This window comes from Pseudoalteromonas sp. PS1M3 (assembly GCF_016865405.1).
GTDB lineage: Bacteria > Pseudomonadota > Gammaproteobacteria > Enterobacterales > Alteromonadaceae > Pseudoalteromonas > Pseudoalteromonas marina.
This window is the reverse complement of record NZ_AP022624.1, coordinates 839,394-857,261: the sequence shown is the minus strand read 5'-3', so window position 1 is coordinate 857,261 and position 17,868 is coordinate 839,394. Positions and strand designations below refer to the sequence as shown.

Below are 17,868 nucleotides of genomic sequence, written 5' to 3'. Positions count from 1 at the left end.
TATAATTCTTGAGGCTAGAATAAAAGCGCGACAAATTGTCGCACTTTGCTCATTTTATTTTAAATATGCCTGCGTTATTCATCATCAAAAATATCTTCTATTTTTAATTCAAATAACCGCGCTGCTTTAAACGCCAGCGGTAAACTGGGATCAAACTTACCTTTTTCAATTGCATTAATGGTTTGGCGCGATACATTTAATAATTCAGCTAGTTTAGCCTGTGTTAGATTTTGCTCAGCTCTGAGTACTTTTAAGCGGTTTTTCATTCATCGCCCTCATCACAGCTGTAGCGTTTGTTAAGTATGCAGGTGCTAATTAAATAATATAAATCGTATTTATTTAACTCTATCTAATGACTTAGCCTACCGCTTAACTTAAACTAAATGCCTCAAGTTTTTCTATATTCATTTCAAAAATTTTTGCATTTATAACCCATAGTGCTTTTTTGCTCTGGCGTTACTTTTTTATATTTAAACATCTAATTCAAAGGGGGTTTATGAAACCTGATGTTACATCTATACCCAATCAGCTAAATAAAACGGCTATTTTAATTGTGCTGGCGTTAGGCACCTTTATTTTAGGTTTATCTGAATTTTCGATGATGCCAATGTTGCCCCTTATAAGCGAAACATTTGGTACTACACCTTCTCAAAGTGGTTATGCTATAAGCGCTTATGCTATGGGCGTAGTGGTTGGCGCGCCAGTGTTAATGCTAACAACGGCTAATATGCGAAAACGAAAAGCACTGCTGATTTTTTTAAGTTTAATGTGTGTATCTAATGGGCTTAGTGCATTGGCTACGTCGTTAGAGCAGTTAATCATATTTAGGTTTTTGAGTGGATTGCCTCATGGCGCTTATTTTGGTGCTGCCATTTTGCTTGCATCTGATATTGCGCCGCAAGGTAAACGAGCCAGCTTTATGTCAAAAGTATTTATGGGATTAACCATTGCAACTATTGTTGGTGTGCCCGTTGTAACATTGGTAGGCCAAAATTTAAGTTGGCGTTACTGTTTAGCTGGTGCCGCAGCGATTGCTTTTGTTGCATTTATTTTAGTTTATAAAGTCGTGCCCAACATAGACAACGCTAAACCCTCTAACTTATTAAACGAGTTTGGTGTGCTCAAAAACAAGCTCGCATGGTCAATTTTAGGCATTGTTATTATTGGCTTTGGTGGTGTTTTTTGTATTTATACCTACATTGCTGACACCATTTTAGATGTAACAAATACAGCGCCTTATACTATCTCGGTGGCAATGGTAATGTTTGGCATTGGCTGTACACTGGGTAATTACGTTTTAGGAAAAGCTGCAGACAAGTCGGCAATAAAAACGACTGGCTTTGCGCTTGTATGCACCATTATTTTTGCATTTGCTTATGTTACGGCAAGTTATAATATTTGGGTGCTTTATGCGGTTATTTTTTTCATCGGTTGTAGTGTCGGTTTAGCGACATTAATTCAAAGCCTACTAATGGATGTAGCACCTGAAGGTCACGCGATGATAGGCGCATTAGTTCAATGTGCATTTAATACAGCAAACGCAATTGGCCCGTGGGTAGGTGGAATCGCGATTGCCAAAGGGGCTGCGCCAAATCAAACTGGCTATGTCGCTGCGGCATTATTTTTAGGTGGCTTAGGAATGTGGTTGCTGAGTTATTTACAACTTAATAAGTCTCCCGATTTAAACACAGTTAATTAATCACAACACAAAAAGAGCGACTGATAAGCCGCTCTTTTACTTTCATATCAATAATTTTTACGAATCTAACGACGCCATATCAATGACAAAACGATAACGTACATCTGAATTTTCCATCCGTTCGTATGCAGTGTTAATTTCGTCAATGTTAATCATTTCACACTCAGGTAATACATTGTTTTCACCACAAAAATCGAGCATTTGCTGCGTTTCTGCTATACCACCTATAAGTGAACCTGCAACCTGACGTCGTCCCATTAATAATGGCACTGTATTTAACTCTTCAACAGGCCCCACTTGACCAACAATAATTAATGCTCCATCTATATCTAATAGCGGTGTATAAATTGATAGGTCGTGTTTAACTGGCACTGTATCAATGATCACATCAAATGCTGACTGCGATTCTTTCATTTCGTCATCATTTGTTGAAACTAAGTAATGCTGGGCACCAAGTTTAACAGCATCTTCTTTTTTAGATTCGCTTCGGCCAACAACAGTTACCTCAGCACCCATTGCTACGGCATTTTTTACCGCCATATGACCTAAGCCACCCAGGCCTACAACTGCAACACGGCTGCCTTTTTTAACGCCCCATTTATGTAGTGGAGAATACGTAGTAATACCTGCACATAACAACGGTGCTACGCGTGAGAGATCTAAATTCTGTGGTATTGAAAGTACAAACTCTTCACGAACTACAACATGCTTAGAATACCCGCCTTGGGTCATTTCTCCGGTTTCTCTGTCTTTACCGGCATAAGTGCCAACCATGCCCTCACGGCAAAATTGCTCTTCATTATTGTCGCACTGATCGCAGCTTTTACACGAATCAACCATACAGCCTACGCCAACGGTATCACCTTGTTTGTATTTTTTAACATCGCTACCAACCGACTTAACTTTGCCAACAATTTCATGGCCTGGCACGAGTGGGTATTTTACACCGCCCCAATCGTTTCTAACGGCGTGTAAATCTGAATGGCAAACACCGCAGTATAAAATTTCAATTTCTACATCGTTATTTCGTAAATCGCGGCGTTCAAACTCAAACTCTGTAAGCTCAGACCCTTGGCTTTTTGCTGCATATCCTACTGTTTTCATCATAACTCCATAGTTGTTTAAAAATTTAAAACGCATTGAGTATGTACTTTGAGGAGTGAATACAAACTGAAAAGCAGCCACAAAAAAGCCCAAATATTATTTGGGCTCAATCACATACTACTATTTAAGGCAGTGTTACTTAGTAAGCTCTGCGTTAATTTCGTCAATTAAAGTATTAATACGCTCGGCATTTTTACCTAAATCGCTGCGACCAACACGTGATTTACTTCTTATATCAACAAAACGCTCAGTACCTTCATCAACAATACGAACAACAACATCGTCTTTAAAGCCAAACCACGTTGTGGTGTCTGTTGCTTCTATTAAACCAAGTGGTTTATTAGCGCTTACCAATTCCCAGCCTAAATTTTTAATTGCTTGCTCGGTTGCTGCAATTAAATCACTTTGCGACTGTGCAAAGTTAAGGGTTGTTAGTTCTGGGTAAGCTTTACGTTGTTGTACCGCGGTTTCTTCCCCTGCGTATTCAACTGGATTTGGTGCGTCAGCGCGAAGTGGTGCAATAGCAACAAATTTAGGCGGGTTAACCAAGTCGGTTGAAATATCATGAATTGGCGGCACATTTTTGGCTTTATTCATCATGTTAAGCGGCATAGCAATAGCAACCACAGAAAATACTACAGCAACGATAGCACTACCAAATGAAGCGGTTTTACGCATAAATATTAACTGTACTAGCAGTAAAACAAGTGCTGCACCACCCACATACACGCCGTATCTAAAGCCTGTAAAAGCAAGGCCTAAATCAACCACGCCAAACTTGTATAAAGGGCCTGGTAATACAACCAGTAAAAAGGCGATTAAACTCACCAAGCTGACTAAAATCTTCATTCTTGTGCTCCATTTTGTGTGTAATTGTTATTTTGTAAACAGCACTTATACTGCGCGTGCTTGATTATGGTTTACCATTAGCAACTAATTACATAAAAAAGTCCAATGTTGTGCGATCAAAGTTAGTCAGATTAGGAAATATGTCGCTCAATTCAGATGATGAAACGCCAAACCATTGCGCCAATGAGGCAAAGTATTGCTCATTTGCCACGCTTGGGATGAGCCTGCCACTGCCAACGTCTTGCGGGCCGTCTAAATGCTGCGTTAAAAATTCACCATAGATATCGCCTCCTTTAACCGCTCCTCCCATTACTAGTTGATTGCCAGCCCAACCATGATCGGTGCCATCACCATTTGAGGTCAGCGTTCTACCAAAGTCCGACATCGTAAAGGTCGTTACTTTTTCTGCCATATTTAGCTCTTGCATTGCGCTATTAAATTCGCTCAAGCTTTGCGCTAATGAATTTAACAAAAGCGGGTGAGTTTCTAATTGGTTGTCGTGGGTGTCAAACCCGCCCATTGAAACAAAAAACACTTGGCGCTGTGTTGCTAAAGTAGACTGCACACTAATTGCTTTTGCCACTGCGGCCAATTGCTGAGAAACACTAGAATCGCTGAATGGTGTTATCAGCTCTGGGGCAGTCTCTAACGCATTGTTCATAGTTTGAGTATTGTTAATAGCCGAATTAAAGCTTTTTGCATAAGCATCACTAAGCGGATGATGAGTATTGCCCATTATACGATTCATAATGTTAGTTACGTGGTCTGTGCGTGGTTGATAACCGCCAAATGCATTTATACGACTAATCCCACTTTTATTTAGTGCAAACGCTTTTGTTTGGCTGCCTGTTTGCCACAGATTAGTTCCATCTAACGACACATTGGCAGCAAACTGATCCTGCTGATTTAAGCGCTCTAACAAACGTGCTCCCCAACCACTGTTCAGCGACTGTTTTTCACGGCCATACATCCAAGATGCTTGCTGATCATTATGAGAAAATAAGTGCTTAGGTAACGCCACTGCATTATTTTTGTAATCGTTATAACTTGTTGGCGCAAGCAAGGTACCCACCCCACCAACAAACGCTAAATTAGATTCATTAAAAACACGTTGAATAGGCGACAATGATGGATGCAACCCTACACCACCTGCAAACTGGGTTGCAGTATTTAAAGTAATTGGCGATGCAACAGCTAAATTTTGTCGGCTTTGTTCGTACAAACTACGCTGCTCACCTTCAAGGGGTACCAACATGTTGAGTGAATCGTTACCGCCGTATAAAAAAATGCATACTAGTGCTTTGTAGTCGCCTAGTTCAACTGCATTAACAGAGCCTGTAAGCGCTTGTAGTTGCAAACTAGTCAGTGCGGCTGCCGATACACCGCCTTTTAAACATAACGACAAAAATTGTCTTCTATTAATGCTCATTATGTCTCTCCTAGTACTGCAAATTAAATTCAGGTGAAATAGCAATCATATAAAGTAAATACGATACCCGTTCGCGATATTGATCGTCATCAAAATAGGCATCTAAATCTAATAATGCTTGGCGTGTGTCACTACTCATAGAGCCTGCAAAATACAGTACGTTGTATTGATCGAGTAAGTAGTTAACCCCATTGTTTTGCAAGGTATTCATATCGTTAATGATGTAAACATAAATACCGCTTGGATTTAAATCGGTGTGCGCCTCTGCAGTACTCCACACCAAATCGGCAAAGTGCTCGTTCATGGTGCCTATAATCGTTGCATCACCGGCTATTTGTAGCTCAGGAGCCACTAATGAATTTGTTCGCAACTGAGCAGGCTGGTAGTCAGGTCTAAAAAAGTTAAACACCGAACTCGACTGCATAGGTCCTTGCCCATATCGGTCAACTAAATTCCATGTTTTGTAATAACCTTCGGGTGACCTTGCGTTTAGGTTTCGCCAAAATTGGACTGTTTTAAGAAGCGGTTCTTTTATTTTACCTTGGTAGCTTAATACACTGCCATAATGACGAGCTTCATCATCTAAATATATAGCTTTTACTACTGCTGCTAGATCACCTCGAACGCCTTCGCCATTATCATTAAACACACTGGCAATTCGCTCTACATATTGCGGTGTAGGGTTTGATGTAATTAGTCGTTGTATTAACTGCTTACTGATAAAAGGCGCTACATTTTGATGGTTAAATAAATTATCAAGCGCTAGTTGTAACGACTCTTGCGCACCATACCCTTGGGGAATAATGTCGCCGTTTAATAACGTTTTTTGCTTTTGTGAATGGTACTCTTCAAATGCTTGCATAGGCGCAACATAGTCGCGACTTTTGCGCTTAAATGTTTCACTGCCTGCAAATGTCCACCCTGTAAATACACGAGCAAACCCTTCTATTTCTGCTTGGCCATACGTTGCAATAGTATTACCGTTAGCGTCTAATTTAGCGGTACCGTCTTGGTTTAGCTCATCAAGCCCGATAGTAAATAACTGCATAACCTCACGGGCATAGTTTTCATCGGGGCGAATATTAAGTGCATCATCGGCCTTTTCGTTACCCAAATGGCTAAGATAAGTGCCCATGATTGGCGATAAAGTTACCGCCTCAAGTAAATCACGAAAATTACCAAATGCATGCGTTAGCAGTAAATCGTAATATGTCACCATGCCTTCTGGCTGAGAGCGTAAATCGTTATTGAGATCAGACACTACAAGTATTTCACTCAGCGCAAAGGCCACGCGCTGGCGTAGTTGATCGTCGCTTTGCATTACGGCTTTCCACCACGCGTCTATTCGGCTTATATACCTAAAATCTTCATCGTCATTAGTAAACACCATATAGTCACGATGATACTTAATGGGCAATGCCAGTTGGGCATCAAGCCATTGCAGCTCACTTTGACCTTGCGCGTTTTGTATTTCTACAAGCGTTGGCCCCATGCTTCCTTGATGCAACAACCGAGCTGCAGAAAATGCATCCATGCTATTGCGGGCAAAAAAATTGACCGTTTTAACGGTAGTGGCCCCTTCGTTATCGGTCGCGGTAACATTAAACGCATACTCTGAAGGCGTGTAAGTTAATGCATCAGCCAATTTAACGCTAACTGAGCTTGCGTTTACTGGCTCACTTAACACAGTAGGCCCCGAAGTTTGTTGCCAAATTACACTTGCGATGCTGCCGTCAGCATCGCTGGCTGTTGCTTTTAGCTCAATAGTTTGGCTTTTTATGATATCACTGGGTAAGCCCAACAGGGTTAAAGAAGGAAGTTTGTTACCATTAACGGTTGGAGTATCATCTGAGCCAGAACCACCGCAGGCACTAAGAAAAAAGACTGAGCTTACTATCAAAACTAATTTATAATGCATGTTAAATCGCCATGATATTTTGGTTTAAGTAAGCAATTGCCTACTTAGTTTAATGCATTAATTGAAACACAAAATTTACATTTTTTCCTTTTATTTTTTGTAATCGAAACTTGACTAACGTTCAAAATTGCACAAACTACGGGGGTTAAACAGCCAGAGACTCACACATGAAAACAGAAATTAGTTATCGTTTTGAATCATCGCAAGTGGCCAACCGTTTTTTACATGAGTTAAAAAACTGGCCAGTGAACGATGTTAAAACACGTCTTTTTAATGGAGGTGATAGCGTAAAAGTAAGCTATGATTACGACGAAACAGGCTTCGATTATACCATTGCCGAACTTGATGATTTAGCCGAGCAACATGGAGGAAAAGAAGTTTAGCGCAGCGTAATATGTATTAAACTTTTAGCATTAATAGTAACAATTCGCGATGGTGGTTTAATTATATTGATTTAATTAAGGCTCTATCTCTTCCGGTGTTTTTTGCCTCGTACAGCATAACGTCTGCATCTTTAATTAATGATTTGGCTGTGATGCTTTCATTATCCATAGCCTTTGCCGTTGCAAAAGCACAGCCTACACTTATAGTTAAAGCATCACTTACTTTAGAGCCTTTGTGAGGTAATTTAAGCGCATTTACATTTTTTCGTAATTGTTGAGATATTAGTTCAAATTGCTCAAACGAAAGCTGGTTAAACAGCATTATAAATTCCTCACCTCCATAGCGTGCTGCTATACCATTATTTGATTTGGCGGTTTCTTTTAAAACACGACATAGTGCTTGTAAGGCACTATCTCCTTCTTGATGACCATAACAGTCGTTGTACAACTTAAAGTAATCAACATCAATTAGCATTAATCCCAACGTTGTTTTTTGATTGTGGGCATCATGCCACTGTAATGTGTAAATTTCTTCAAAGGCACGTCGGTTATAAATTTGCGTTAACTCGTCTATTTTACTTATTTTTTCAAGTTGTTCGTTTTGTTTTTTGACCTCTTTTATTAAGGAATTAAAACCATTTATAAGTACACGCATTTCTAAAAACTGATTTTTAAAATGAAGCGGTTGAAGGTCATTTTTAAGTAACATTAAATTGATTGCCGATGCACCATTAATTAATGGTGTAATAAAAAAGCGATTAACTATGTAAAAGCCAATTAGTGAGACAATAAAAAACATTAACAAAATAATTATTAAGTATTGGTCAAATAAAACGGGGATACGCTGGTGATGATGCTTAATATCCATAAGCAAAATTGGGTTACCATTTATATCTAATAATGTCCTTTGGCGCTCTGTGGCTATTTCCTCATTTTGAATTCCATCACTAAGAGCAACTGCTTTTTGTGGTGCGCTGTCTTTGTTTATTAAAGTGTAGCTTAGCTTTACTTGTGCCATTTCTGCCATTTTAGCAAATTGTGACTCCCTTACTTTTTTAATAAAAACAATACTACCAACAGGCTCTCCTGTTTTATTTGTTCGTTGAATTACGTGCGATGCAAACATAACAGGACCATGCTCTGTACTTAAAAAACCAAAGCGTTCTGACGTATTTTTTTTATAAGGTAGGATAGTACGGTTAGGTAAATGAGTATTTAGATCAAATTCTGGCAGCTCAAAGGATTGCTCCTGAATGTAATCAAAAGTATGCCCATAAACTTGTTTAAAGTTCATGTCGTAAATAAATACACCATCTATTTTGAGTGATTTAAAGGTATCGTCCACATAATTTGACTCAATATAGTCTTTATCAAAGCTCGTCATGTAATCGTAAGAGTCATCCCACACCGAATAATCGTAATTTAGGGTTTTTAAGAAAACAAACTCTCTGTTTAAAGCAATTTCTAGGCTTAATAGCTCTCTATTTTGGTAGTCTTTAATGTTTTCATTTATTGCTGGTAGCGTAAAAAAATATCGATAGCTGACCAATAAGCTAGTCACAAAGCACATTAAGATTAAGGTACCTATTATTACAAAAAATCTTAATGTCATTATTAGTCCCCAGGGTCTGAAGTAGCTTAATTAATTTTATAAATAGCGCTTATCTATAGTTTTTTAAGTGTGCTTGGGTTTATTCTGCGCCAATATAACTAGTTTAATGATGATTCCGGCATTAATGTTATTGGCATAGTACAGCGCATTAGCGTACCTTCGCCAAGCTCACTTTCTACCTCAATTGAACCATTATGCTCTTTTAGCACGTTATAAACGATGGCCATTCCCATCCCCGTTCCCTTCCCTACTGGTTTTGTTGTATAGAATGGTTCAAAAATATGGCTTTTAGTTTGCTCGTCCATTCCACAGCCATTATCAGCAATTTCAATATAAATATTTTTTTCGTCTGAAAATAACTTGATGACTATTTTACCTTGCTTGCCATCAACTAAATCACACGCATATTTTGCATTTAGCAGTATATTTACAAACACTTGGTTAATTGCCGATAAATTACAATAACTCAATGGCAGCTCTTCATAATCACATTCCACCTGACAACTTTTTAGCTGATTGGCGAGTAACTTAATGGCACCATTTAATGACTCAGTAATATCAGCCATAGCCAATAAGTTATTTTTCGGTCTGGCAAAGTTAAGCAAATTATTTACTATGGCAGCGATACGTTGAAGTCCCTCATGAGTGTCGCCGAGCAGTTCATCTAAATCTTCTAAAATAAAATCTATATTCGTTTCTTGGTCGAGCTTAACCAATTGTGCTTCAAGCTCTGAAGCCGAGATAGACTTATCTATGAACTGCTTAGATATCTGCATTAATGAATGAAGTGTTGGTTTAAAGTACTTAATGCTTTCTACATTACTCATTACATAAGCAAGCGGGTTATTTATTTCATGTGCTACGCCTGCCGATAACGTACCGAGTGTTGCCATTTTATCGGTTTGCATTATGGTTACCTGCTGGCTTTTTAGCATGCTCAGCTTTTCTTTTAACTCTTGATTAGCGCAAAATAACTTACGTGTTTTATCTTCAAGTAAAACTTCTAACTGATCTCTTGCCGCTTTTTCACGCAAATACGCTTTTTTGTAGTTATAGTCGTCTTCAGCCATTTAAAGCCTCATACTTCACTTCAATAACGCACTTGTCAAAGCCGTCGTGCATACATTCAACATGGTTTAAAGAAACATCAATACCGTAGTGCGAAGCCGCACCATAAATAAGCCCTTCTGCGCACATACATAACTGCCTTTTAGAACGGTAATGCATTAAAATAAATCCATCTTCAATCAGTTTAGACTCTATTTCTGGTAGGTTTGGTTCATGGTATAGCTTAGCGACTTCAACATGAATGACCTTATCAATCCCCATTATTAACTCTGCAAAACTATTAAAGCCTTTCGCAACCGTTGGGTGGCTTCTGTTTAAGTGGCCAAACAAATACTCACCAAATGCTTTTAATACTTCGGGCATAGTCATCGATAGGGCTGTCGCTTCATCCTGGGCTAAACCAATTATCTCTTCATCTGGGTAACTTTGTGCAGAAATATACACACGGCCATCAGGGGCGTTTTTTTCAAGTAACTCATCCCATGCCGCCATACCGCACTTTTCAATAACCAGTGCCTCTAAGCCTCTAAAAATTATGCCTTTCATGTTTTATCCTTATTTATTACTTAACCACCATTGCTCTATGTCGGGAAATAGCGCTAAGTCATCTATAAAATCAAACTCTTCAAGATTAAAGTTAAACGCATTATTGCAAAACACATGTTCAACAATCATGTGAATCACGGTTAATGATATGCTTTTTTGTGAGGGTAATTCATCAATCAATTGCGCATCGACTATTTTTTGGTCAAACCCCCAAAGCGCCAGTAAATAAGCACTTAACACAAACTTAGGTACAACTTCGTTATCTAAGTCGCCATGAGGATCACTCGTTATAATTAACTCACCTATAACACTTAATAACCCTACAGCACATGCGAGTAATTGAGTTTGGCGATCTTGCTTTATATATTTTGCTAACGATTGCGATAACTCTGCTTTTTTATAGCCTTTGTCTATTAAGTGATTAATTGCTTTTTGTTTATTTTTACTAAGTAACTGATGAGATAACTCTGAAAAAACCACGATTGCTCTGAGGTTTATTAAGCCAATCCTTACAATCGCTTCTTTTACACTTGAGGTGCTACTATCAAACCCCATAAAAGCCGAGTTAGCAATTTGTAAAACTTTACCAGCCAGTAAAGGATCGTGCCTAACATCTTTTTCTAAAATAGAAATATTAGGCTCGCTTTTATTGAGCTCATTGAGTAGGTTTTGCGTTACCTCACCTAAAAACGGAAGCTCAGAGAGTTGCCCTAAAATAATGCGATGCTCACCGCTAATAGGAAGTGTTTTTAAAACAACAGCACTATTTATTACGCTCTCTAAATGTGACTGAGCAAAAGGCTTAACTAGGTGAAAATGGATTACATTATTTAATTGTAGCTGGTAATTCCCACTCATATCACCTGTTAATAAACACCTAAGCGCAGATGGGCAGAGCTCTTTAGCTTGTTCTAAAACGTTTTTCCCCGTGGGAAGTTGCATCATCGAATCACAAAAAATAATATCAGGTAAGGCGTTGTTATTTATTTGCTGTTCAAATTGAGTAGCAACTTGAACTGTGTGCACATAAGCACTGGGGCATAAACGGTTAAGCGTGCGTATTAACGCACGTAACAGCAGTTCGTCGTCATCAATAATAAGAATATTGATTTTTAAATCATGCATCTACTACACCTAAAGCTATAACGTACTAGTTTATAATTAAAGCGTAGTATATTTTTATCAATACCCCTACTTTCAAAGGCGCTAATTAATAAAAAGTAAATGCATGGTTTTATTCATGATATTTACGGATCATCGCCACTTTACCGTTTTCAACTTCTATTACTTCCATCATTACTGATGTGTACTCAATTGGCTGCTTACTTTGTGGGTGAATGCCTTTAGCGTGGTTTTTATAACGAATCGCAAAACCGCTATCGTTAAATATAAAAGTATTGAGTAGCTCACTTTCATAGTGGGTATGCGCGCCTAAGTAAAAGCTCATGCCTTTGCGCATTAGTTTTTTGCCTTCGGCAGTGCGAGAGTCATCTACTTGATACGGTATGTGCTGACTGCCAACATCGTCCGTTAATAAGCTAAGGTAGGCTTCAAGCTCTTTTTCACTTGCGTTAGGCGCTTGCGTTGCGGTCATGGCGCTGTAGTAATGCTGTGCAAATTTGTTTAAGTCCAGTGCCTCTTCAGCATCAACCAAAAAGGTACTCACTAATAGCAAACCAAATGTAAATAGTCGCTTCATCACTTCTTCCTTGTAGTTAAAAGTATTGATTTATTTATAGGTACACTATATTCATATGCTCAAAAATAAAACAAATACTTTTAAGTTAATAAACCTACATTTTGCTTTTTACTCTATTGGTTGCCACGCTGTTGGCTGGATCGTCGGGCCAAAAATGCTTGGGGTAACGTCCTTTCATTTCTTTTTGTACATCGCGATAACTACTAGCCCAAAAGTGCGCAAGATCTTGCGTAAGTTGTAAAGAACGCTTACCTGGTGAGAGTAATTCCATAAGCAGTGGCAGCTTGCCATTTGCAAGCATTGGCGTACTTGTTAAGCCATACACTTCTTGCATGCGCACGCTAAGTTTTGCGGGGCCATCTAGCTGGTAATTAATTTTTATATTTGAGCCACTCGGTACCGTTAACCTAAGCGGTAACAGCGTTTTTAGGGCTGTTTGCTGTGTCCAGTCAAAACAATTTTGCAGTGCTTCAAAGTAGTTAAACTTTTTAAGCTGCTCCAGCGTTTTTATATCCTGTAAATATACGCCTAACCAATCATCAGCTGTTTCGATAAGTTGCTGCTCGCTTATTGCCGGGAACGTATCTGGCATAAACTGACTAGCTAAACTCATGCGTATTAATAATTGCTGCGCATCGGGTTGTTCATTAAATAATGCAAAGCCGTGTTTAGTAAATAAATTAAGCCACGCTTTGGCGCGCTCGGTTTTATCAAGCTTTTGCTTACTTGGTTGGCTTGTAAGCGTAATGGCGCCGAGCTTTACTTCGTCTTGATGGATAAAGCGCGCGGTTTTTTCATCAAACTCACAGCGGGCAAGCGTAGTAAACAAATGCGGTAAGTAATCTTTTAGCTCAAATGGGCTAAGTGCGGTGGCTGCAAAAATACGCGTGCCTTTATGGCCGCCCATGCTTGCAATAGCAAGGTAGTCATCGTTATGCCAGTAATCGGTGTTTAAATCAGCGCCCGCACCATTGGCAAGTAAGTAGCCATTACCGCGTTTTTTTGCAATGCGATCGGGGTAAGCTAATGCCACCAGCAAACCTAAATACTCGGTGTTTAGCTCACTGTTACTGTCGGTTACTTTTAAACGGCTTTGCCAGTATTTTAACTGCTGTTTAAATACTGGGTGTGGCCTTTGCTGTTGGCTATGTAGCGCCAAGCTTAGCTCGTTGGCGGTGTTTATTCGGCTCTCAAGCAGCGCCACTAAATAAAGTGCTAAACGGTAAATACCAGGGAGTTCTATCTCAAGCGCCTGCGCTTTTAAAAGCATATGCGCTAAGCGAATATCCGCCCCAAAACCCAGCATGTTGCTGCCCAACTTGGTTAGCTTGCCTTTGCCGTCGATGGCTTCAAGCATAGTTAGTAAGCTCATTGCTTGTGTGCATTGCTGCGCTGTTGGCGTATCAAGCAAGGTGAGTTCGCTAATATTTGCGCCCCACTGTTTTGCTTCAAGCATAAGTTGGCTTATGTCTGAGGTGAGTATTTCGGGGCTATCGTGACTATTACGTCGCTCAAAGGTTTGCTTTGAGCCAAGCCTGTAAACAACACCGGGTTCTATTCGCCCTGCACGCCCTGCACGCTGCACGGCAGAGGAGCGCGATATACTTTGTGTTGTAAGCTCTGTTACACCTGTTCTTAAGTTATAGCTCGCTGCGCGGCGTTTACCGCTATCAATAACAATGCGAATGCCTTCAATGGTTAAGCTGGTTTCGGCTACATTGGTGGTAAGCACTATTTTGCGCATACCCTCAGGCGCAGGAGCAATCGCCGCTTGCTGATTGTCTTTATCTTGCTCGCCAAATAACGTGACAACTAGGCAATTACTTGGCAAATCATTAAGGGCCTGTTGTACGCGTAATATTTCAAATTGCCCAGGCAAAAACACCAGCGCACTGCCGCTTTGCTCTTTTAGTGCTTGTTTTATTAAAGAGGGAATAGCATCTAACCATCGACTTTCATCTTTTATGGGTATATATACTTCGTCTATGGGGTAGCTTCGCCCGCTTGATTGTATAACTGGGCAATCAAAAAATTGTTTATAGCGCTCGGTATCAAGGGTGGCCGACATAAGTAGTATGGTTAAATCGTCACGCAGTGCACTTTGGGTCTCTAAAGCAAAGGCCAGGGAGGTATCGGCTGCAATTGAGCGTTCATGAAACTCATCAAATATCAGTAAATCAATGTCGCTTAATTCAGGGTCGTTTTGTAGCATGCGGGTAAGCATGCCCTCGGTGACTATTTCAAGGCGCGTATTACTGCTTACTTTACTCTCGCCGCGTACTCGCAAACCAACACTCTGGCCCACTTTTTCGTTTTGGCACTGTGCTAAGTAATTGGCAATATTACGTGCTGCTAAGCGGCGCGGCTCCAGCATTACAATACGTTTAAAATGGCTGTCGCGCATAAGCTGTAGCGGCAACCATGTTGATTTACCTGCACCAGGCGGTGCTTGTAATAACGTTATAGGATTGCTTTGTAATGTAGTTACGAGTTGTTGATATATGTTTTGAACCGGCAGCACTGCTATTTACCCAAAATTGCTTTGCAGGCATTGTAGCAAAAAATAATCGTGCGACGGCGATTCATATTATTAGTATTTGATGACTATAGGCGTAAAGCACTATCAAATTAAATAGTAACTAACTTTCATCGACTCTCTCAATGAATGAAAATTTTAGCTTACTAATTTTAAAATCTCTTAAAGTAACATCTCAAAAAAGAGGGCTGCCAGCTCATGTCTCCCAGATACGTCTGCTTTTTTATAAATAGCAGATGATTGATTACTTATAGTTTTTTCTGACTTTTTTCTAATGCTAGCAATTTCTGATGTTGATAATCCTTTTATCAACAATAGTGCAATTTCTTTTTCAGTCGCCGTTAATCCCCACTTTTGGAACTGCATTTTAATTTCATTAAAAAATACGACTTTTGAATTTTCTAATTGCTGATTAAGCAGCCTAATATTTTCTTTCGAAACCGTTAACTGTGCCAAATTTAACTTTTCATTGGTAGTACGCCTGTGAATATCAATCATCAAATAAACGAACAAGGCTAGCGATAACACAATTAACATGATCTCTTGCCAAATATGCACAGGTTCCACATTGCTTAAAATATCTATTGATAAATCAATCAATTTAAAAATAACGATTAAAATTAATGTAAAAGAAATCAGTTTGTCTTTATGCATTTTCACCCAGCCATTAAAAAAGCCACAATAATGTGGCTTAGTTATTATAGTACATCTAATTACTCTAGCTCAGCCTCAGAGGCAAGTATGTATTGATTACCGACCCATTGACCTTCAATTTCGATAATACTGCCAACAGTTAATGCCGCCATAAAGGTTGTTAAATTTACATCTCGGTCATTAAGCTCTAATTCTGCATTTGCAGAGAGTCGTACTTCATAGCCATTAATCATAAAGCTGTTTGCAGTTAAAAGCTCAGTGACTGTTCCTTCAAATTCAACATAGCCACCGATATGGTCGCCATTGTCGCCGTCATCACCGTCATCACCGTCATCACCGTCATCACCGTCATCACCGTCATCACCGTCATCACCGTCATCACCGTCATCATTCTCAAGTTCAACTTTACCAAGTACAAACACATTATTTGCATCGTATTGACCTTCAATTTCAACACGATCACCCACAACAAGCTGTGCTAAAAATGTTTCTAACGAAACCAATACATCATTAATAATGTATTTTGCATTGGCATCTAGCTGTATTTCAGCGCCGTTAACTGTGATTGAATTGCTTAAAATAGCAGTTACCTGCCCTTTCATTTCCCATTCTTGGTTATATTCGTCTTGATCTTCTTTTTCTATTTTTAAAACACTTAAAAGCGGCGACGTGTTCAAATAAGCTATCTCAACGTAATCGTTAATATTTAAAGAATCAAAATTAAAGTATTGCTCGTCATCGTCTTCAAATCGGCTAAATTCGTTAATTGCATATACCACACCATTAACAGTAATCGTTTTATTAACAGAATCTATATCTTCAATAATGCCTTTTACTTTTCCGTCTGACGAGTAGTCTGGGCGTTTTAGTTCAACCGAAGTGACTTGATTGTTATTAATGTAAACCTCAACAAACATACCCACGGTTAAATCATTAAGTAATGTGCCTTCAACGTCAATATTATCAGCAAAGTCAAACACTTGACCATTAACTCCCATAGACGTTGCGCTGATTTGCGTAATTAACCCCTCGATTTCGTATCGTAGTACGCTATCGTCATCAACATCTAATGACTCTTCAACTGTTCTGGCATCAACCTCTGTTGCCACCATAACATCGCCAAGTAAATTACCCTCTACTTTTACGTAGGTATCGTTTGTCAATAAGCCATCAAGTACGGCTGAGCTGTAGTCAATCACTACATTGTTAATAGTAAACTGTAATGCGGCTTCATCTAAATTCGACACAATGCCTGCCGTGTATTCATGATCGTCATTATTTACATCCGTATCGGCCTCAATGTACGACGCTAAAAAAGTACCATCTGCTTGCGGGTAACCACTTATTTCAACCCTTTGACCCACACTAATGAGCGCCTCTGACGTATCAATAAAGTGAGTTAGGTCGTTATAATAGACAACCGTATTAGCTATCAGTAGTTGGCCTGTGCTGCGGTCAATACTTTGTATAGTGCCTTCAATTTCGGTATCGTATTCAACATCTTGGGCAATCCATTCGCCTGAATCATTTTCTTGTGCTGAAAAACTAATTTTCATACCAACACTAAGCGCGCTTAATTGAGTGCTTAAACCATTTTTCATTATGTTACTTGTGTCTGTATTGTACTTAACACCATCAACATAAATACTGCCAAAGCCCGTGATCACACCTTGGGTTACAACAAGCTTAGGTGAAACAGACTCAAGCGATGAATTAACAGCATCAAGTATTGGCTGCTCTTTTTGCTCAGAACCACCACACGCGGTTAATATGGTAAGCGCACTAAAAGTGGTGAATATATGTTTATTCATTTTTTTCATACTAATAATCCTAGAGGTTAATTGTATATACTTTATACATACTGCATAGATACTTCAATTAGAACTATTGACCTATATAAGCCATTAGTAAATAGGTAATTATACCTACCCCTCCTAACATTATGTTTTTAAAAATAAAATCAGATAAAATATTTAATAGTAAAATTAAGAAATAATTACATACTGCTATGTATAATTTTTAATAAAAACTCAACACCAAAAACAATACCACCTAACATAAAAATATAACCAACTAATAATAAGAACAATAAATTCATTATTATCTCTTGGTACAAGGCTTGCTACTTTATAACTGACAGTCAATTCACTAACCTAAAGTAAGGATAAACTTATGAACAGCGATCGTATGAAAGGTAATTGGAACGAACTTAAAGGTAAGGCGCAACAAAAATGGGGCGATCTTACTGACGACGATTTAGACAAAATTGAAGGTAGCCGTACAGAGCTAGTGGGTAAAATCCAGCAGCAGTATGGTAAATCTAAAGAAGAAGCAGAGCGTGAAGTTGATGAGTTTGAAAAAACTCACTAAT

The 17,868-nt window shown here is 39.0% G+C and carries 16 protein-coding genes; 3 read left to right on the top strand and 13 right to left on the bottom strand.

Annotated features, from left to right (window positions below):
• Window positions 1-74 precede the first annotated feature (74 nt).
• The gene (locus tag PS1M3_RS03965) at window positions 75-266 is read right to left on the bottom strand and encodes a helix-turn-helix transcriptional regulator (RefSeq protein ID WP_203986368.1); all 192 of its coding nucleotides are present in this window, start codon (window positions 264-266) and stop codon (window positions 75-77) included.
• 230 nt (window positions 267-496) lie between these two features.
• On the opposite strand from PS1M3_RS03965, the gene PS1M3_RS03960 reads away from it, so the two are divergent.
• Window positions 497-1,699, top strand: coding sequence for an MFS transporter (locus PS1M3_RS03960; protein ID WP_203986366.1), 1,203 nt, complete (start codon window positions 497-499; stop codon window positions 1,697-1,699).
• Window positions 1,700-1,756: 57 nt separating this feature from the next.
• Here PS1M3_RS03960 and PS1M3_RS03955 read toward each other — a convergent pair whose 3' ends face one another.
• The 4 genes from PS1M3_RS03955 to PS1M3_RS03940 all read right to left on the bottom strand — a co-directional run bounded on the left by PS1M3_RS03955 (window position 1,757) and on the right by PS1M3_RS03940 (window position 6,999).
• On the bottom strand, window positions 1,757-2,803 hold the full coding sequence (locus PS1M3_RS03955) for an NAD(P)-dependent alcohol dehydrogenase (RefSeq protein WP_008132337.1): 1,047 nt from the start codon (window positions 2,801-2,803) through the stop codon (window positions 1,757-1,759).
• Window positions 2,804-2,938: 135 nt separating this feature from the next.
• On the bottom strand, window positions 2,939-3,652 hold the full coding sequence (locus PS1M3_RS03950) for a DUF1499 domain-containing protein (protein WP_010557025.1): 714 nt from the start codon (window positions 3,650-3,652) through the stop codon (window positions 2,939-2,941).
• A gap of 88 nt (window positions 3,653-3,740) precedes the next feature.
• The gene (locus PS1M3_RS03945) at window positions 3,741-5,081 is read right to left on the bottom strand and encodes a DUF1501 domain-containing protein (protein WP_203986364.1); all 1,341 of its coding nucleotides are present in this window, start codon (window positions 5,079-5,081) and stop codon (window positions 3,741-3,743) included.
• Between the two features lie 10 nt (window positions 5,082-5,091).
• Window positions 5,092-6,999, bottom strand: a complete 1,908-nt coding sequence (locus PS1M3_RS03940) for a DUF1800 family protein (protein WP_203986362.1) — start codon at window positions 6,997-6,999, stop codon at window positions 5,092-5,094.
• A gap of 167 nt (window positions 7,000-7,166) precedes the next feature.
• On the opposite strand from PS1M3_RS03940, the gene PS1M3_RS03935 reads away from it, so the two are divergent.
• The gene (locus PS1M3_RS03935; protein WP_006791468.1) at window positions 7,167-7,382 is read left to right on the top strand and encodes a hypothetical protein; all 216 of its coding nucleotides are present in this window, start codon (window positions 7,167-7,169) and stop codon (window positions 7,380-7,382) included.
• 61 nt (window positions 7,383-7,443) lie between these two features.
• On the opposite strand, the gene PS1M3_RS03930 is transcribed toward PS1M3_RS03935, so the two are convergent.
• The 8 genes from PS1M3_RS03930 to PS1M3_RS03895 form a co-directional block, all read right to left on the bottom strand.
• Window positions 7,444-8,994 carry a diguanylate cyclase domain-containing protein gene (locus PS1M3_RS03930; protein WP_203986360.1) on the bottom strand — a complete coding sequence of 517 codons (1,551 nt, stop codon included), beginning with the start codon at window positions 8,992-8,994 and terminating at the stop codon, window positions 7,444-7,446.
• A 98-nt stretch (window positions 8,995-9,092) separates the two neighbouring features.
• On the bottom strand, window positions 9,093-10,064 hold the full coding sequence (locus tag PS1M3_RS03925; protein WP_008132344.1) for a sensor histidine kinase: 972 nt from the start codon (window positions 10,062-10,064) through the stop codon (window positions 9,093-9,095).
• Complete coding sequence (locus PS1M3_RS03920) at window positions 10,057-10,608, bottom strand: heme NO-binding domain-containing protein (RefSeq protein WP_203986358.1); 552 nt, start codon at window positions 10,606-10,608, stop codon at window positions 10,057-10,059. The genes PS1M3_RS03925 and PS1M3_RS03920 overlap by 8 nt, the downstream gene beginning before the upstream one ends.
• A 9-nt stretch (window positions 10,609-10,617) precedes the next feature.
• Window positions 10,618-11,733, bottom strand: a complete 1,116-nt coding sequence (locus tag PS1M3_RS03915; RefSeq protein ID WP_008132345.1) for an HDOD domain-containing protein — start codon at window positions 11,731-11,733, stop codon at window positions 10,618-10,620.
• A 109-nt stretch (window positions 11,734-11,842) separates the two neighbouring features.
• The gene (locus tag PS1M3_RS03910) at window positions 11,843-12,307 is read right to left on the bottom strand and encodes a nuclear transport factor 2 family protein (RefSeq protein ID WP_008132346.1); all 465 of its coding nucleotides are present in this window, start codon (window positions 12,305-12,307) and stop codon (window positions 11,843-11,845) included.
• 94 nt (window positions 12,308-12,401) lie between these two features.
• Window positions 12,402-14,828, bottom strand: a complete 2,427-nt coding sequence (gene hrpB / locus PS1M3_RS03905; protein WP_203986355.1) for an ATP-dependent helicase HrpB — start codon at window positions 14,826-14,828, stop codon at window positions 12,402-12,404.
• Window positions 14,829-15,005: 177 nt separating this feature from the next.
• Window positions 15,006-15,497, bottom strand: coding sequence for a LuxR C-terminal-related transcriptional regulator (locus PS1M3_RS03900; RefSeq protein WP_203986351.1), 492 nt, complete (start codon window positions 15,495-15,497; stop codon window positions 15,006-15,008).
• 59 nt (window positions 15,498-15,556) lie between these two features.
• Window positions 15,557-17,317, bottom strand: coding sequence for a DUF5666 domain-containing protein (locus PS1M3_RS03895; protein ID WP_203986348.1), 1,761 nt, complete (start codon window positions 17,315-17,317; stop codon window positions 15,557-15,559).
• A gap of 352 nt (window positions 17,318-17,669) precedes the next feature.
• On the opposite strand from PS1M3_RS03895, the gene PS1M3_RS03890 reads away from it, so the two are divergent.
• Window positions 17,670-17,867: a CsbD family protein gene (locus PS1M3_RS03890; RefSeq protein ID WP_002958133.1), complete on the top strand. Its 198-nt coding sequence runs from the start codon at window positions 17,670-17,672 to the stop codon at window positions 17,865-17,867.
• Window position 17,868: the final 1 nt, after the last annotated feature.

Coding starts and splice junctions, on each gene's coding strand:
- PS1M3_RS03965 (WP_203986368.1), bottom strand. CDS start 266: ATGAAAAACCGCTTAAAAGTACTCAGAGCTGAGCAAAATCTAACACAG.
- PS1M3_RS03960 (WP_203986366.1), top strand. CDS start 497: ATGAAACCTGATGTTACATCTATACCCAATCAGCTAAATAAAACGGCT.
- PS1M3_RS03955 (WP_008132337.1), bottom strand. CDS start 2,803: ATGAAAACAGTAGGATATGCAGCAAAAAGCCAAGGGTCTGAGCTTACA.
- PS1M3_RS03950 (WP_010557025.1), bottom strand. CDS start 3,652: ATGAAGATTTTAGTCAGCTTGGTGAGTTTAATCGCCTTTTTACTGGTT.
- PS1M3_RS03945 (WP_203986364.1), bottom strand. CDS start 5,081: ATGAGCATTAATAGAAGACAATTTTTGTCGTTATGTTTAAAAGGCGGT.
- PS1M3_RS03940 (WP_203986362.1), bottom strand. CDS start 6,999: ATGCATTATAAATTAGTTTTGATAGTAAGCTCAGTCTTTTTTCTTAGT.
- PS1M3_RS03935 (WP_006791468.1), top strand. CDS start 7,167: ATGAAAACAGAAATTAGTTATCGTTTTGAATCATCGCAAGTGGCCAAC.
- PS1M3_RS03930 (WP_203986360.1), bottom strand. CDS start 8,994: ATGACATTAAGATTTTTTGTAATAATAGGTACCTTAATCTTAATGTGC.
- PS1M3_RS03925 (WP_008132344.1), bottom strand. CDS start 10,064: ATGGCTGAAGACGACTATAACTACAAAAAAGCGTATTTGCGTGAAAAA.
- PS1M3_RS03920 (WP_203986358.1), bottom strand. CDS start 10,608: ATGAAAGGCATAATTTTTAGAGGCTTAGAGGCACTGGTTATTGAAAAG.
- PS1M3_RS03915 (WP_008132345.1), bottom strand. CDS start 11,733: ATGCATGATTTAAAAATCAATATTCTTATTATTGATGACGACGAACTG.
- PS1M3_RS03910 (WP_008132346.1), bottom strand. CDS start 12,307: ATGAAGCGACTATTTACATTTGGTTTGCTATTAGTGAGTACCTTTTTG.
- PS1M3_RS03900 (WP_203986351.1), bottom strand. CDS start 15,497: ATGCATAAAGACAAACTGATTTCTTTTACATTAATTTTAATCGTTATT.
- PS1M3_RS03895 (WP_203986348.1), bottom strand. CDS start 17,317: ATGAAAAAAATGAATAAACATATATTCACCACTTTTAGTGCGCTTACC.
- PS1M3_RS03890 (WP_002958133.1), top strand. CDS start 17,670: ATGAACAGCGATCGTATGAAAGGTAATTGGAACGAACTTAAAGGTAAG.